This window comes from Bacillus sp. FSL L8-0099, from assembly GCF_038006385.1.
GTDB lineage: Bacteria > Bacillota > Bacilli > Bacillales > Bacillaceae_G > Bacillus_A > Bacillus_A toyonensis.
The window spans coordinates 3,823,173-3,840,994 of sequence record NZ_JBBOVC010000001.1; the positions used below are offsets into that span (position 1 = coordinate 3,823,173).

Genomic DNA, 17,822 nt, shown 5'->3' on the forward strand with positions numbered 1-17,822 from the left:
GCCGCCATGTACCATTTACAAGAAAAGATTCCGTCCATAAAAACGGTCTATCTTATTCTTTCTCGTTAGCTAACAAAAGCCCCTGCCGTTAAGCAGGGAATATCTGTCTTAGTATTACCAAATTTAAGAAGTAAAACTTGTAACAAAATATGTATATACGACAGAAATTTCTTACCTCTCTACATCAATAAAACGTAGATAGTAACACGAAAGAGTGGGTTTCCCCACTCTTTTTTTCACACAATATACATGACATGGTTATCTCGGTTAATAGTATACCATAGCAAATACTGATTTGCAAAGACTTTTCCTACCTGCTAGAACAGTGATAATTGGTTTTGATCAGGTAGATCACCTAAGCAACCTTGACTATCTAAATACTCAATAATCGTTTTAGAAACCTTACTGCGCTGCTGTAAATCTTCTTTTGATAAGAAATCTCCATTTTTACGAGCTTCTACGATACTTAAAGCTGCGTTTGTACCAAGACCAGGCACCGCATTAAATGGAGGAATTAATGAGTCTCCATCAATAATGAATTCTGTTGCATGCGAGCGATATAAATCAACCTTTTGGAATGAGTATCCACGCTCACACATTTCAAGTGTCATTTCTAGTACCGTTAATAAACTCTTCTCTTTCGGCGCTGCATCTAATCCTTTTTGCGCAATTTCATCAATCTTTACACGTATAGATGCTGAACCTTTTGCCATCGCCTCTACATCAAAGTCATCTGCACGAACCGTAAAGTATGCCGCATAGAATAAAAGTGCAAAATGTACTTTAAAATATGCGATACGTACAGCCATAAGTACGTAAGCAGCCGCATGGGCTTTAGGGAACATGTATTTAATCTTCTTACATGAATCAATATACCAACCTGGTACATTATTACTTTTCATGTCCTCTTCCCATTCTTCCGGTACACCTTTACCTTTACGAACCGACTCCATAATTTTGAAGGCTAATGATGGATCTAAACCTTGATAGATTAAATATACCATGATGTCATCACGACAACCGATAACTTCACTCAGCGTACATGTACCGTTATAAATTAACTCGTTTGCATTACCGAGCCATACGTCCGTACCATGTGATAGTCCAGAGATTTGGACTAACTCTGAGAATGTCGTTGGTTTTGTCTCTTCTAACATTTGTCTTACGAATTTCGTACCGAATTCCGGTATACCAAGTGTACCTGTTTTACAGTTAATTTGTTCTTCCGTTACTCCTAATGATTCCGGACCTGAGAAAATTTTCATTACTTCCGGATCATCTGTTGGGATTGTTTTCGGATCAATACCACTTAAATCTTGTAACATACGAATAACTGTCGGATCATCGTGTCCTAGTATATCAAGTTTCAATAAATTATCATGAATTGAGTGGAAATCAAAGTGTGTCGTTCTCCACTCAGCCCCTATTGAATCTGCCGGATACTGTATTGGTGAGAAATCAAAGATGTCCATGTAATCTGGCACAACGATAATACCACCTGGATGCTGTCCAGTTGTACGTTTTACACCGGTACACCCTGCTACTAAGCGGTCAATTTCTGCATTTCGTATCGTTAAATTATGATCATTTGCATAACCTTTTACATATCCATAAGCCGTTTTTTCTGCAACTGTACCAATCGTTCCTGCACGATATACATAATCTTCACCGAACAGTATTTTCGTATAGTTATGGGCACGTGGTTGGTATTCGCCGGAGAAGTTCAAATCGATATCGGGTACCTTATCTCCTTTAAATCCAAGGAACGTTTCGAACGGAATATCATGTCCATCTTTTACATATGAAACATTACATGTTGGACATTCTTTATCTGGTAAATCAAAACCAGAACCTACCGAGCCGTCATTAAAGAATTCTGATTCCTTACACTTCGGACATACATAATGTGGTGGTAATGGATTTACTTCTGTAATTTCCATCATCGTTGCAACGAATGATGAACCTACAGATCCACGCGAACCTACTAAATATCCGTCTACTAACGATTTTTTCACCAGCTTATGTGAAATTAAATAAATTACAGCAAATCCATGTCCGATAATACTTTTTAATTCTTTTTCCAATCGGGCTTCTACGATTTCTGGTAGCTCTTCCCCATAAATGCTACGCGCCATTTTATAACTCATATCACGCGTTTCATCATCAGCACCTTCAATTTTCGGTGTGTATAAATCATCTTTTACTGGATGAACATCACCAATTAATGACGCAACCTTTTGTGTATTCGTTACTACAATTTCTTTCGCTTTGTCTTCACCTAAAAATGAAAAACACTCTAACATCTCATCTGTTGTACGGAAATGTACCGGCGGTAATGAATGTCGATTTAACGGATTTGCTCCGCCCTGCGAACTCACTAAAATTTTACGATACATAGCATCCTCTTGATCTAAATAATGCACGTTCCCTGTAGCGACAACCGGTTTATCTAACGTCTCACCCAGTTTTACTAAGTTAGAAATAATTGTTTTTAATTGTCCTTCATCTCGAACAAGTTCACGTTCTACTAAATGACGTAACACCTCTGGAGGCATTACTTCAATGTAATCATAGAATTGCGCAATTTCTTCTACTTCTTCAGGTGCTTTTTGCATCATTGCCTCAAACACTTCACCTTTATCACAAGCCGTTCCTACTAAAATTCCTTCACGATATTTTTTTAATAGTGACCTTGGTACACGTGGCACACGGTAAAAATAATTCAGGTGAGAATATGAAACAAGTTTATATAAATTTTTCAATCCAACATCTGATGTAGCAAGTAATGTCATATGACTTGGACGCCCACGTTTATACGCATCCCCTTGTCCCATACTATCATTTAATTGATCATGATATTCAAATCCCTTTTCAATTACATCTTTTAGCATTTTCACAAGTAAGTATCCCGTTGCTTCAGTATCATAAATCGCACGGTGATGTTGCGTTAATTCAATATCAAGCTTTTTACACATCGTATTTAATCGATGGTTTTTCATTTCCGGGAATAAGAACCGCGCAAGTTCTAACGTATCAATAACAGGGTTATTCGTTTTTGCTAGCCCTGCCTTTTTAAAACCTACGTTAATAAAGCCCATATCAAAGCTTGCGTTATGAGCAACAAGTGTATGGTCACCCATCCATTCCTCAAACTTTTTAAACACTTCGTCCACTTCTGGTGCATCAGTTAACATATCATCTGTAATACCTGTTAATTCAATAATCGTCGCAGATAATGGTTGATGCGGATTTGCGAAAGATTCAAAACGATCAATGATTTCGCCACCTTTTATCTTTACGGCAGCTAACTCAATGACTGTATCGTATACAGCTGATAAACCTGTCGTCTCAACGTCGAAAACAACATACGTTTCCTCTGCAAGTAAACGATGCGCTTCGTTATATGCGATCGGTACACCATCATTAACTAAATTTGCCTCTACACCGTATATAACTTTAACCCCAGCCTTTTTACCCGCAGAGTATGCTTCTGGGAAAGACTGAGCAACAGCATGGTCTGTAACTGCAATAGCCTCATGTCCCCATTTACCAGCTTGAGCAACAAGCCTAGAGACAGGCGTAACAGCGTCCATTTGACTCATTGGGGTATGAAGGTGAAGCTCTACACGTTTTTCACCTTCTGGCGCCTTATCTTTACGAGATGGTCCTGTTATTTCATTAATATCGTTTGCAATCATTACTAAATCTCGAACGAATGTATCATTTTGAACAGAACCACGTGCTTTCACCCACATTCCTTTTCTCAAGGATTGCAGCATTGGAATATCTTCTTTGTCACGCGAAAACATTTTGATCATAATAGAATCCGTATAGTCCGTTATTTTTAAAGTTAATAACGTACGCCCACTACGAAGCTCTTTTGTTTCTACATGGAATACATACCCTTGAACCGTTTTTCTTCGTTCTTCATCTTGAATTTCTCGCATCGGTGTAATCTCTTCATCTGGCTTAATAAGATATCCGAGTACAACCGGTCCTTCATGCACAACGCTACTTTCTTCAGCTTGCTTCTTCGCCATTTCTTCCATAGCTTGTATTACACGCTCACGGTCTTCTTGCTGAGTTTGCTCACGAAACTTTTGCATTTCTTCTGCATTTTGCTTTATATGTGTGTCTAACTGAAAACGTGGGAATCCAAAAGCTTCGTATTGATCACCTACTGGTTTCGTAACATTTTTCTTTAAAGCAGTAGATTCTAACTCGTTATTCACATTTATTAACAACTTCACTCCATTTACCTGAGGTAGTTGCTTCTTTAAGTAAGCAAACATAGGTGAAAATGTAATTCGCTCCGTACAAAGCGGCCAATATGCCTTCACTTCTTCTTCTGTAAATTGTTTATTCTCTGCTTGTAATGCAAATGTTGTTCTTGCAATATGAGAAAATGATTGCTTAAGCTTCACTTCTAGCAATTCATATAATTCTGTCGGCAAAATACGTGGCACTTGTAAGTCAAAATGCCAACCTTTATTCGCTTTATCAATAACTAGCTTTTCAATACCACCGCCCTGTAAATATTGATTTATAAGGTCTTCTGGTATTTGCAACTGCTGGAGCAAAATTTGAAATCGCTCTTGTTGTTCATTTGTTAATGACATAAGCACTCTCCTTCCATTTGCTATTATAAATTGAAACGTACTACAAAGAAAGACGTCTCCCTTCTTCTTTTACAAAATACGTTTACAAAGAAAGAGAAGGTACCTCATTACGAGGTACCTCTTCTTATTTTAAAATATTAGCAATATATGTTTGAAGTTCTTCTACTTTCACTTCTTCAGACTCGCCTGTAGCACGTACTTTCACTTCTACAATACCTTCATCTGCTTTTTTACCAACCGTAACGCGAACTGGAAGGCCAAATAAATCTGCATCTGCAAATTTAACACCTGCACGTTCTGCACGATCATCTAGTAATACTTCATATCCTTGCTCTTGTAATGAGTTGTAAATATTTTTACCCATTTCACGTTGTGCATCAGATTTCATATTTACTGGAATTACATGCACATGGAACGGTGCTACAGCTTTTGGCCAAACTAAGCCGTTCTCATCATTAAACTGCTCTGCAATTGCTGCCACTGTACGAGATACACCGATACCGTAACAACCCATAATAAGTGCTTGTGTTTTCCCGTTTTCATCTAGGAATGTTGCGTTCATCGCTTCACTATAGCGAGTTCCTAATTTAAATACATGACCAACTTCAATTCCGCGTGCGAAAAGAATTGTTCCGTTTCCATCTGGAGATTGGTCTCCTTCTTGGATGAAGCGTAAATCTGTATATTGACTTACTTTAAAGTCACGTTCTGGATTTACATTTACATAATGGAACCCTTCTTCATTCGCTCCTGAACATCCGTTTACAATTGATGCTACAGCATGGTCAGCAATAATTTCGATATCACCTGTTACACCAATCGGTCCTAATGAACCAACTTCACAATTTAATAATTCTTTTACTTCTTCATGAGAAGCAAGCTCAACAACTGAAGCGCCGTATACATTTTTCACTTTTACATCGTTTACTTCATGATCACCACGAACAAGTACAACTACTAATTTCTCGTCTACTTTAAATACCATAGACTTAATACACTGTTCTGCTTCAATGTTTAAGAATGCAGATACTTCTTCAATTGCTTTTTGATCTGGCGTTGCTACTTTTTCAAGTGCCTTTTCTGCTTCGTCACTCTTCGTATACGTAGCTACAACAGGAGCCATTTCGATGTTCGCTGCATAATTGGATGTATCCGAGTATGCAATAGTATCTTCACCAACATCAGATAATACCATAAATTCATGTGTATCTTTTCCGCCCATTGCTCCAGAGTCAGCAATAACCGCACGGAAATTTAAGCCACAACGAGCAAAAATGTTAGAGTATGCTTTATATAAGCGATCATACACTTCATCTAAGCTCTCCTGCGTAGCGTGGAAAGAATAGGCATCTTTCATTAGAAACTCTCTTCCACGTAATAAACCGAAACGAGGTCTTTGTTCGTCACGGAACTTTGTTTGAATTTGGTATAGCGTTAACGGTAATTTTTTATATGATTTTACTTCATCACGTACAAGATCAGTAATTACTTCTTCATGTGTCGCCCCTAAAGCAAATTCACGAGCGTTACGATCTTTCATACGCATTAATTCAGATCCGTAAGAATACCAACGGCCTGATTCTTGCCATAATTCTGCAGCTTGCATCGCTGGCATTAATAATTCTACAGCTCCTGCGCGTTCCATTTCTTCTCGAACGATACGTTCTACTTTGTGTAGTACTTTTAAACCAAATGGTAGAAAACTATAAATACCAGAAGCATTTTGACGCATAAAACCTGCGCGAAGTAATAATTGATGACTCTTAATTTCAGCATCAGCTGGAACTTCACGTAATGTAGGACTGAATACCATACTTTGTTTCATTTATTCGCACCTCTTCATTTTACTCTTACACGCAGTAAAACCCCTCACCTCGGGTTAGGTGAGGGATTTTATTCTACGAGCTCTATTTCATTATAAGTTTCACTTTATTTTACAAGAAAAACTTACGAATGTCATTCCATGTTACAACTAACATTAGTAACATTAATAATGCAAAACCAATAAAGTGGACCATTCCTTCTTTTTGACGGTCAATCGGTTTTCCTCGTAACGCTTCGATTAAGAAGAAGAATAAACGTCCACCGTCTAAAGCAGGGACTGGTAATAGATTAAATAAACCAAGGTTTATACTTAAAACTGCCGCTAAACTTAGCACACGCGTAAATCCATAATCTACGACTTGATCTGTTAGATTGTAAATTCCTACTGGACCTGACAACTCATTAATAGAAAATTGACCAGTTACTAATTTCACAAGAGACTCAAAAATTAGTTTCGTCCATTCGTACGTTTGTTCAAATCCTGATTTAATCGAACCCATCACTGTTTTCTCTACAGGAGAGTAAACACCAATTCTACCAACTTCTTCTTTACCTTCTTTATCGAGTGTTGGAGTTACTTTTACATTAAGCTGTTCATTATCACGCTTTACTTGTAACGTAATTTCTTTATTCGGGTTTTCACGTACAATGGCAACAACATCTTTCCATGTACTTGTACTTTTCCCATCAATTGCTTGAATTGTATCGTTTTCTTTTAATCCAGCTTGCTGCGCTGCACTATTTTCCATTATTTTTCCGACCATTGGTTTGTCAATGGGAACCCCTTGTACAAATCCAAGAATCACAAAAATAACAAATGCTAAAATGAAGTTCATTGCAGGACCCGCAAAGATTGTTAAAGCACGTTGACCCAATTTTTTAGAGCCAAATTGCCTGTTATACGGAGCAATTTGAATTTCTTCTCCAGCAGTAATGATACGAGCCTTTTCATTCACTCGGAATGTTTGAAGCTCTTCCTCATACTCTTCATAGCCTGAAATCGTTAGATTATGCTCTAAATCGGCTTGTTCGACTTCAATAACACGAACATTTGGATATTTTTCATATCCATCAAAAACTAATTTCACAGCTTCGTCTTTTTCATTTAGCACAAGGCCAACCTTTTTCCCTGGCTTTAACTCAACTGTGTCCGCATCCTCGCCAGCCATTCTTACATAGCCACCAAGGGGCAGTAATCGAATCGTATACACCGTTTCATTCTTTTCAAATGAGAATATTTTCGGACCAAAACCAATCGCAAACTCGCGGCATAAAATGCCTGCTCTTTTCGCGAAATATAGATGCCCTAGCTCATGGAAAAATACGAGTGCACCGAAAATTAATATAAAGGCAATCGCTGTATTCAATTCCATAACCACCTTTGCTAAATTTGTTCCATCACAAACCGTCTTGTGGCTGCATCAATTTCCAGAATTTCCTCTAAGCTCGGACGTGCAATGACATTGTGATGGTTCATTGCTTTTTCAATGAGGTCTTCCACTGTTAAGAAACCAATTCTCTTTTGTAAAAAAGCTTCAACAGCTACTTCATTTGCAGCGTTCATTACAGCTGGCATACTTCCACCTGTTTTCCCAGCCTCATACGCAAAACGTAGACAACGGAAACGTTCTTGGTTCATTTTTTCAAAATGCAATGTTCCCATTTCCCATAAGTTTAACTGTTTTGTATCTGAAAGAGGTAATCTATCAGGATATGTAAGCGCGTATTGAATTGGTACTCGCATATCAGGTGAGCCAAGCTGCGCCATTACACTACGATCTTCAAATTCAACCATAGAATGAATAATACTTTCTTTATGTAAAACAACATCAATTTGCTCATAAGGGATACCAAAAAGCCAATGTGCTTCAATTACTTCTAGTCCCTTATTCATCATTGTAGCAGAATCAATTGTAATTTTCGAACCCATTGACCAGTTTGGATGTCGAAGCGCATCTTCTACGGTCACATGATGCAATTCATCTCTCGTTTTATCACGGAAACTTCCACCAGAAGCCGTTATAATGAGTCGAGAAATTCTTTTTTCATTTTCACCATTCAAGCATTGAAAAATAGCTGAATGTTCACTATCTACCGGAAGTAACGAAACATTATGTTTTCGCGCCGCTTCCATTACTAGATGCCCTGCAGTTACTAACGTTTCTTTATTTGCAATTCCAATTGTTTTTTTCGCCTCAATTGCACGAAGTGTTGGTAACAACCCTACGCTACCTACAACGGCATTTACTAAAATCTCCGCATCTGGATGTAATGCTACTTCTAAAAGACCTTCACTACCATACACAACTTTTGTATTACCAGAAACAGCTTGTAATTTTATAACATCTTCTGCTCTTTGCACAGAAACGATTTGCGGAGAAAATTCTTGAATTACTTTTACTGCGTAGTCAATATTTTTCCCTACAGAAAAAGCAACGAGACGGAATTGGTCTGGGTGCGAGCGTAACACATCTAAAGTTTGTGTACCAATTGATCCGCTTGCACCTAATAAACTAATGTTTTTCATGACTCCAACCCCTCGTTCATTTATTAATTGTATTGCAATAAGAAGTAGAGAATTGGTAACACAAATAACCAACTATCTGTTCGATCTAATATACCACCATGTCCAGGTAAAATTGTACCTGAATCTTTTACGCCATAATGACGTTTAAATGCAGATTGTACTAAATCACCAATTTGTCCAAAAATAGAAATGATAATTGTCAGCACAATTAAAATTACTACATTCGATTCAACTGGGAAGAACACGTTGTATACAAGTGCCACAATAATTCCACAAACGATGCCACCTACTGAACCTTCAATCGTTTTATTTGGACTAATTTCTGGCCATAATTTTCTTTTTCCTAATGCTTTTCCTACGAAATATGCACCTGAATCAGTAGCCCATATAACAAATAATGCGCAAAACACATATTTAATTCCTAATATTCTCGTTTCATTCAGATATAAGAATCCCATTGCAACATATGTTGTTGCCATAAGTAAAAATGAAGCATTATCAAAAGTAAATGTATTCTTAGAAAGGACTGTATATGATAAAAGTAATAAAACAATCACAAACGTAATTTCTAATTTACCTAATCCAATCCACCTAAATAGTTCTGATGCACTACTTGGAACTAAAATAGTCCATAATAATACCGCAGCTAAAACTGTTGGTACTGAAATAAGCGTAAGCTTATTCATTCGAATTAACTCATATAAACCTATAGAAGCAAGTGCATACACTAAAACCGTAAAAGGCACGCCACCGTAAATTACGATGGGAATGAATAGCGCGGCAGCAACCACTCCAGTAATAATTCTCTGTTTCACTACCAAACCCTCTCTTTCTACACGCCTCCGAATCTGCGCCCTCTATGTTGAAAGTCTGTAATCGCACTAAGCAAATGTTCTTCCGTAAAGTCTGGCCAATACACATCCGTAAACCAAAATTCCGAATATGCAATTTGCCATAACATGAAATTACTAATACGTAGCTCTCCGCTTGTACGAATTAACAACTCTGGATCAGGTAAAGAACCCGTCATTAAGTAGGAAGAAATCATTTCTTCACTTATCTCTTCAGCACGAATTTTTCCTTCCTCACTATCTTTCATCATATGTTGCACAGCAGAAACGATTTCATCTCGACTTCCATAGTTTAACGCGAAATTGAGAATTAATCCCGTATTCTCTTGCGTATCTTCCATGGCTTTTTCCATCGCTCTGCGTGTATGCGTAGGAAGACGATCTTTTTGCCCTATTACTCGGACTTGTACGTTTTCTTCAATCAATTCTGGTAAAAATGTACCTAGAAATTCTTCTGGAAGCCTCATTAAATAGTCAACTTCCTTTTTCGGTCTTTTCCAGTTCTCAGTTGAAAAAGCATAAAGAGTTAACACTTTCACATTAAGCTTACTTGCAAATTTTGTGATTTTCTTTACAACTTGCATACCTTCATGATGTCCCGCAATACGAGGCATAGCTCTCCTCTTTGCCCATCTTCCATTACCATCCATAATGATGGCAATATGTTCTGGTATATACCCTTTTTTCACTTCTTCAACGAGATGATCAAACGATGCGTCCTTTTTACTTTTAAAAAAAGGAAAGTTTTTAAACATCATTCATACCCTCCAGCAAGCAGACATATGCCTAAAAGTGTAAAAAGACCCCCTTAAGAAGAGGGTCATATTTGCGAAGTTATCGCTATTACACTTCCATGATTTCTTTTTCTTTGTTTTTTGCGATTTCGTCAACTTTTGCAATATATTTATCTGTTTCTTTTTGGATATCTTCAGTATATCCTCTTAAATCATCTTCCGTAATCTCGCCAGCTTTTTCAAGCTTCTTAAGATCATCGTTACCGTCACGACGTACGTTACGAACCGCAACTTTTGCTTCTTCAGCATATTTTTTCACAACTTTTACAAGATCACGACGACGCTCTTCTGTTAATGCAGGGAATGCAATACGAATTACAGTTCCGTCATTAGAAGGGTTTAAGCCTAAATCTGCTTTTAAAATTGCTTTTTCAATATCACCGATAGAAGTTTTATCATACGGTTGAATTACAAGCAAACGTGCTTCTGGAACTGTAATGTTCGCTAATTGCACAACTGGTGTTGGTGCACCATAGTAATCAACTTGTACCTTATCTAATACAGACGAGCTTGCACGACCAGCGCGAACTGTTGCTAATTCACGAGAATAAGCAGCAACTGCTTTTTCCATTTTTTCATTTGAAGACTTCAATACTTGTTGTCCCATAATTATTTCCCCCTTACGACTGTTCCGATATTTTCGCCTAAAACGGCACGTTTAATATTACCTTTTTCCATAACCGAGAATACAATTAATGGAATATCATTATCCATACATAGAGAAGAAGCTGTAGAATCCATTACACCTAAACCTTCTTTTAATACATCTAAGTAAGTAAGCGTTTCGTACTTCGTAGCAGTTGGATCAATAGATGGATCTGCACTATATACGCCATCCACATTATTTTTCGCCATTAAAATAACGTCCGCTTCGATTTCCGCTGCACGTAATGCTGCTGTCGTATCTGTAGAGAAGTATGGGTTACCAGTACCTGCGGCAAAGATAACAACACGTTTTTTCTCTAAGTGACGAATTGCTTTACGACGAATGTAAGGCTCTGCCACTTGACGCATCTCAATTGAAGTTTGAACGCGAGTTTGAATTCCAATATTCTCTAAACTATCTTGAAGAGCTAGTGAATTCATAACTGTCGCTAACATGCCCATGTAATCTGCTCCTGCACGATCCATGCCCATTTCGCTTCCAATTTTCCCACGCCAAATGTTACCGCCACCAACAACAACAGCAACCTCTACATCAAGTTCTGCAATTTCTTTCACTTGTTCCGCAACTGACTTGATAACAGCTGGGTTAATTCCAAATCCTTGCTCGCCAGCTAAAGCTTCTCCGCTCAGCTTTAAAACGACACGATTATATTTCGGTTTACTCATAATGAACCTCCAATTGCTTACATCTTTATTTTAAAAAAGGGAACACAATGTGTTCCCTAATCTGTATTAGTTGTTACCTTTTACTTGGTTCATTACTTCTTCAGCAAAGTTGTCTTCGCGTTTTTCGATACCTTCACCAACAGCGTAGCGAACGAATCCTTTTAATGTTCCGCCTTTAGACTCAACGAATTGACGAACTTTCATATCAGGGTTTTTAACGAATGCTTGGTCAAGTAAGCAAATTTCTTCGAAGAATTTGCCAAGACGGCCTTCTACCATTTTTGCAACGATTTTTTCAGGCTTGCCTTCGTTTAAAGCTTGTTGTGTTAATACTTGACGCTCATGCTCAACTTCTTCAGCTGTTACAGCATCACGGTCAATGTATTTAGGGTTAACTGCTGCAATGTGCATTGCTACATCTTTAGCAGCTGCTTCGTCAGTAGAACCTTCAAGAACTGTTAATACACCAATACGTCCACCCATGTGTAGGTAAGCGCCGAATGCATCAGCATCCGTTTTTGATACGATTTCGAAACGACGAAGTGTAAGTTTTTCACCAATTTTAGCAATTGCTTCATTGATGTGCTCTTCTACTGTTTTACCGCCTTCAATTGTTTGAGCCATAGCTTCTTCAACGTTAGCTGGTTTGTTAGCTAATAAGTGAGCAGCTAATTCTTTAATTAAAGCTTGGAAACCTTCGTTTTTCGCAACAAAATCAGTTTCAGAGTTTAATTCTAAGATTAAACCGTCGTTACCGTTTGTTTCGATGAAAGTTAAACCTTCAGCAGCGATGCGGTCAGCTTTTTTAGCAGCTTTTGCAATACCTTTTTCACGTAAGAAGTCAATTGCTTTCTCCATGTCGCCGTTTGTTTCAGTTAAAGCCTTTTTGCAGTCCATCATACCTGCGCCTGTTTTTTCACGAAGTTCTTTTACCATTTGTGCAGTGATTGCCATGTTTTTCATCCTCCTAAAATATGTATTTATACCTTTTAAAAAGGTTTTTATACCTTAAAAAAGGTGATAAAAGGCCGAACCCCTTATCACCTTTCCAAATTTGTTACGCAGTAACAGTTTCTTCACCTTGTTTTGCTTCAAGGATCGCGTCTGCCATTTTAGATGTAAGAAGTTTTACAGCACGAATTGCATCATCGTTTGCTGGGATAACGTGATCGATTTCGTCTGGATCACAGTTTGTATCAACGATACCGATGATTGGAATGTGTAATTTGCGTGCTTCAGCAACTGCAATACGCTCTTTACGAGGGTCTACTACGAATAATGCACTTGGAAGACCTTTCATATCTTTAATACCGCCTAAGAATTTCTCAAGACGCTCTAACTCTTTTTTAAGTTGAACAACTTCTTTCTTAGGAAGTACTTCGAAAGTACCATCTTCTTGCATTCTTTCGATGTCTTTAAGGCGCTTGATACGCTTTTGGATTGTTTGGAAGTTTGTTAAAGTTCCACCTAACCAACGTTGGTTAACGAAGTACATACCAGCACGAGTTGCTTCTTCTTTAATAGCTTCTTGTGCTTGTTTTTTAGTACCTACGAATAAAATGTCTCCGCCTTCAGCAGCGATGTCGCGCATCGTTCTGTAAGCTTCCTCAACTTTTTTCACAGTTTTTTGTAAGTCGATGATGTAGATACCGTTACGCTCTGTGAAAATGTAACGCTTCATTTTTGGGTTCCAACGACGTGTTTGATGTCCGAAATGAACACCAGCTTCAAGCAATTGCTTCATAGAAATTACTGACATAATATAGTTCCTCCTAAATGGTTTTTGATATCCTCCGTTTACTTCATCTCTAAGCGAAACTACAACCGTAGCACCAACACTTAAATCAGTAAACGTGTGTACTTTGTACTGACACCACTGCTTACTATATCATACTGAAATATTACAATCAAGTCGAAAATGCGAACAATGTAAAACTTTCTTTATTCACACTCGAATTCTAGTATTACCAACCTGTATTTCTTTTAAGCGAAAAAATAAAATTCAATTCATAGTTTTCCAAAGAACACGATTATGGCGCTTTTCACAAACAACATCAATCTCTTATATACAAAAAAACTCTCCTCATTTGAGGAGAGTTTTTATAAATTAGTTTGTTTTTAATTTAGCAAGTTCATGTAAAAATTTGTCGTTTAATACTTTAATGTATGTTCCTTTCATACCTAAAGAACGAGACTCGATTACACCAGCACTTTCTAATTTACGTAGTGCATTTACAATCACAGAACGAGTGATTCCTACACGATCAGCAATTTTACTTGCAACAAGTAGACCTTCTGTTCCGTTTAACTCTTCGAAAATGTGCTCAATTGCTTCTAACTCACTGTAAGATAATGAGCTAATCGCCATTTGAACAACAGCTTTACTACGTGCTTCCTCTTCGATTTCTTCTGCTTTTTCACGTAAGATTTCCATACCTACTACAGTTGAACTGTATTCAGCAAGGATTAAATCATCATCTAAGAACTCTTGACCAAGACGAGCTAACACTAATGTACCTAGACGCTCACCGCCACCAACGATTGGTACGATTGTAGTTAAACCTTGACCGAATAATTCTCTATTTTCTACTGGGAATGCTGTGTAAGCACTGTTTACATCTAAGTTTGAAGATGTTTCCGTTACATTGAATAAGCTTTGCGTATATTCTTCTGGGAATTGACGCTCTGCAAGCATTTGTTTCATACGCTCGTTCTCGATTTGTTGGTGAATTGCATAACCTAGTAATTTACCACGACGACTTACTACGAATACGTTCGCTTCGATTACTTCACACATTGTGTCAGACATTTCTCTAAAGTTTACAGGCTTTCCTGCTGCGCTCTGTAATAACGCATTTAATTTTCTTGTTTTTGCTAATAATTCCATTTCAAAAGTTCCTCCTACATGTTACTCACATATTTTTTCATCACTTGGAAACTAGGGCGAGTCACCTGATGACACTATTACAAAATAAACTGGCTCACATCTTTATTTTTAGCAATTGTTGCTAATTTCTCCTCAACGTATTGAGGTGTTATCGTTATTTTCTCTAACGTAATTTCAGATGCTTCAAACGATAAATCTTCAAGGAGCTTCTCCATAATCGTATGGAGTCTTCTTGCTCCAATATTATCTGTATCCTGATTAACTTGATAAGCAATCTCAGCAATCTTACGAATAGCTTCGTCTGAAAATTCAATTTCTATACCTTCAGTCGCTAATAATGCCATATACTGTTTAATTAACGCATTGTCAGGCTCGATTAATATTTTAACAAAATCATCTGTCGATAATTTCGTTAATTCTACTCGAATCGGAAATCTCCCTTGCAATTCCGGAATTAAATCCGACGGTTTAGACATATGAAACGCTCCAGCTGCAACGAATAAAATATAATCCGTTTTTACTGATCCGTATTTTGTCGCAACATTCGATCCTTCTACAATTGGTAAAATGTCACGTTGCACACCTTCACGTGATACATCTACGCTATTCGACTGCTTACCAGCAATTTTGTCAATTTCATCGATAAAAATAATCCCGAGCTGTTCAGCACGATAAACAGCCTCTTGTGTAACTTCATCCATATCAATTAAGCGCTGTGCTTCCTCATTTGTCAAGAGTTTTCTTGCTTCTTTTACAGAAAGTTTACGTTTTTTCGTTTTTTTCGGCATAAAACTTCCTAATGCATCTTGGAAATTCATTCCCATTTGTTCCATACCAGTTCCTTGTAACATATCAAACATTGAAGACTGTTGCTCAGTCACTTCAATCGATACAATTTCATCTTCAAGAAGTCCTGCAGCAAGCTTTCTTTCCACGTCTTGACGTTTCTTTTCGATTTCAACATCTTCTTGCTCATCGGATGTTTGATTCGAATTTTGAGCACCGCCAAAAAGCATTTCTAATGGATTTTTAAATCCAGATTGCTTCTCCGGACTTGGCACTAAAATTTCAACAAGACGTTGGTTCGCTTGCTCTTCTGCTTTATCTTGAACTTTAACTACCATTTCTTCTTTCACGATGCGTACTGACGTTTCTACAAGGTCACGTACCATCGACTCTACATCTCTCCCTACATATCCAACTTCTGTGAATTTAGTAGCTTCAACCTTAATAAAAGGTGCTCCAACGAGTTTCGCCATTCGTCGTGCTACCTCTGTTTTACCAACACCTGTCGGTCCAATCATTAAAATATTTTTAGGTGCAATTTCATCACGTAAATTTTCAGCTAGTTTACTGCGACGATATCGATTTCTCAAAGCTACAGCAACCGCTTTCTTTGCATCTTTTTGACCGATGATGTATTGATCTAATTTTTCCACAATTTGGCGCGGAGTAAAATGTAAATGCATATAAAATGCCTCCCTTACGATTCTACAATTCTTCAACAATTATGTTGTGGTTCGTATAAACACAAATATCGCCTGCAATTTCTAGACTCGCTTTCGCAATCTGCTTCGCAGTTAAATGTTCACTTGCATATTGTTTTAAAGCACGACCTGCAGAAAGTGCATAATTTCCACCAGATCCAATTGCTAAAATACCATCATCCGGTTCAATTACTTCTCCTGTGCCCGAAACAAGGAGCATAGTTGTTTTATCCATGACAATGAGCATCGCTTCTAACTGACGCAGCATTTTATCCCCACGCCATTGTTTCGCCATTTCAACTGCAGCACGCTGCAAGTTCCCGTTATACTCTTCTAATTTCCCTTCAAACATTTCAAAAAGAGTAAATGCGTCCGCAACTGAACCTGCAAAACCAGCTAAAACTTTCCCTTGGAAAAGTCTACGAACTTTACGAGCTGTATGTTTCATTACAACAGCATTCCCCATCGTTACCTGGCCATCTCCAGCCATTGCACATTCTCCATTATGATGAACTGCAAATATCGTTGTAGCGTGGAAATTTCCCATAGAAAAAACTCCTTTATATGTTTTTATAGCTTTAAAAGCAATTTATGCCCGCGGGTGATGCTTCATGTAAACAGAACGCAATCTTTCTTTAGAGACATGCGTATAAATTTGTGTCGTCGACAAATTTTCATGACCTAACAGCTCCTGTACAGTACGTAAATCTGCCCCTTCATCTAACATGTGTGTAGCAAATGTATGCCTTAACATATGGGGACTTATCCGCATTGTCAATGAAGCCTTCTTAATGAGTTCGTTTAATACATAGCGCACACCACGACTTGTTAGCGGCGTACCTTTCGCATTTAAAAATACCATATGAGATTGTTCTTCAGTCTTGTTAGCTAACTGTTTTCTCCCGTTCTCCATATAAGTAATTAAAGCATCTTGTGCATAACTTCCGAACGGAATATACCTTTGTTTTTTTCCTTTTCCCATCACTAAAATTGTTCCCACTGCAAAGTCAATATCGGTAAGTTGTAGGTTGACACATTCACTCACACGGATCCCCGTCGCATACATCAACTCTAATAAAGCTTGATTCCTTTGACCTAGCGGCGTTTCCGTATCAGAAACTTCAAATAATTCCTCTAATTCTTCAGCATATAAAAACTTTGGGATTGACAATTCTTTTTTGGGGAGTGACGCAAGTGCAAACGGGTTATCTTTCCGATAACCTTCACGCATTAAAAAACGATATAAACTTCGTAAGCTTGACACTTTTCTTGCGACAGATTTACGGGCTAACTTTTCATCGTGCAACGTCGTTAAGTACAAACGAACATCCGCGTATGTAACATCTAAAAAAGAGGATATGCCTTCTCGCTCCATAAATTGCACAAAATGTTCTAAATCATTTTGATAACTTGCAATTGTATATTTTGAATAATTTCTTTCAATTTGTAAATATCCAACGAATAATTGTAACAATTTCTTCACATTCACATAACTCACCTC

General features: G+C 37.7%; 14 protein-coding genes. All 14 read right to left on the reverse strand.

From position 1 onward, the window contains the following. Positions 1-317: 317 nt before the first annotated feature. The gene (locus tag MHH42_RS19255; protein WP_016109019.1) at positions 318-4,619 is read right to left on the reverse strand and encodes a PolC-type DNA polymerase III; all 4,302 of its coding nucleotides are present in this window, start codon (positions 4,617-4,619) and stop codon (positions 318-320) included. 124 nt (positions 4,620-4,743) lie between these two features. Then, positions 4,744-6,444, reverse strand: a complete 1,701-nt coding sequence (locus MHH42_RS19260; RefSeq protein ID WP_000814325.1) for a proline--tRNA ligase — start codon at positions 6,442-6,444, stop codon at positions 4,744-4,746. Between the two features lie 109 nt (positions 6,445-6,553). Continuing rightward, positions 6,554-7,810: an RIP metalloprotease RseP gene (gene rseP / locus MHH42_RS19265; protein WP_001090232.1), complete on the reverse strand. Its 1,257-nt coding sequence runs from the start codon at positions 7,808-7,810 to the stop codon at positions 6,554-6,556. 17 nt (positions 7,811-7,827) lie between these two features. After that, positions 7,828-8,970, reverse strand: a complete 1,143-nt coding sequence (gene dxr, locus MHH42_RS19270) for a 1-deoxy-D-xylulose-5-phosphate reductoisomerase (protein WP_000790354.1) — start codon at positions 8,968-8,970, stop codon at positions 7,828-7,830. 23 nt (positions 8,971-8,993) lie between these two features. Beyond that, positions 8,994-9,785 (reverse strand): phosphatidate cytidylyltransferase, encoded by a 792-nt coding sequence (cdsA, locus tag MHH42_RS19275; protein ID WP_000813595.1) that lies wholly within the window; start codon positions 9,783-9,785, stop codon positions 8,994-8,996. Positions 9,786-9,802: 17 nt separating this feature from the next. Next, a complete protein-coding gene (uppS, locus tag MHH42_RS19280) occupies positions 9,803-10,579 on the reverse strand; it encodes an isoprenyl transferase (RefSeq protein ID WP_000971308.1) in 777 nt (258 codons plus the stop codon). Positions 10,580-10,664: 85 nt separating this feature from the next. Continuing rightward, positions 10,665-11,222 (reverse strand): ribosome recycling factor, encoded by a 558-nt coding sequence (frr, locus tag MHH42_RS19285; RefSeq protein ID WP_000531505.1) that lies wholly within the window; start codon positions 11,220-11,222, stop codon positions 10,665-10,667. 2 nt (positions 11,223-11,224) lie between these two features. Beyond that, positions 11,225-11,947 carry a UMP kinase gene (gene pyrH, locus MHH42_RS19290; protein ID WP_000042662.1) on the reverse strand — a complete coding sequence of 241 codons (723 nt, stop codon included), beginning with the start codon at positions 11,945-11,947 and terminating at the stop codon, positions 11,225-11,227. A gap of 66 nt (positions 11,948-12,013) precedes the next feature. Next, positions 12,014-12,901: a translation elongation factor Ts gene (tsf, locus tag MHH42_RS19295; protein ID WP_001018579.1), complete on the reverse strand. Its 888-nt coding sequence runs from the start codon at positions 12,899-12,901 to the stop codon at positions 12,014-12,016. Between the two features lie 103 nt (positions 12,902-13,004). Continuing rightward, positions 13,005-13,706: a 30S ribosomal protein S2 gene (rpsB, locus tag MHH42_RS19300; protein ID WP_000111485.1), complete on the reverse strand. Its 702-nt coding sequence runs from the start codon at positions 13,704-13,706 to the stop codon at positions 13,005-13,007. Positions 13,707-14,054: 348 nt separating this feature from the next. Next, a complete protein-coding gene (codY, locus tag MHH42_RS19305) occupies positions 14,055-14,834 on the reverse strand; it encodes a GTP-sensing pleiotropic transcriptional regulator CodY (RefSeq protein ID WP_000421291.1) in 780 nt (259 codons plus the stop codon). Between the two features lie 77 nt (positions 14,835-14,911). Next, on the reverse strand, positions 14,912-16,303 hold the full coding sequence (gene hslU, locus MHH42_RS19310) for an ATP-dependent protease ATPase subunit HslU (protein WP_000550076.1): 1,392 nt from the start codon (positions 16,301-16,303) through the stop codon (positions 14,912-14,914). Positions 16,304-16,325: 22 nt separating this feature from the next. Next, entirely contained in the window at positions 16,326-16,868 is a 543-nt protein-coding gene (hslV, locus tag MHH42_RS19315; protein ID WP_000526274.1) for an ATP-dependent protease proteolytic subunit HslV, read from the reverse strand. A 42-nt stretch (positions 16,869-16,910) separates the two neighbouring features. Then, entirely contained in the window at positions 16,911-17,810 is a 900-nt protein-coding gene (gene xerC, locus MHH42_RS19320; protein ID WP_001101240.1) for a tyrosine recombinase XerC, read from the reverse strand. Positions 17,811-17,822: the final 12 nt, after the last annotated feature.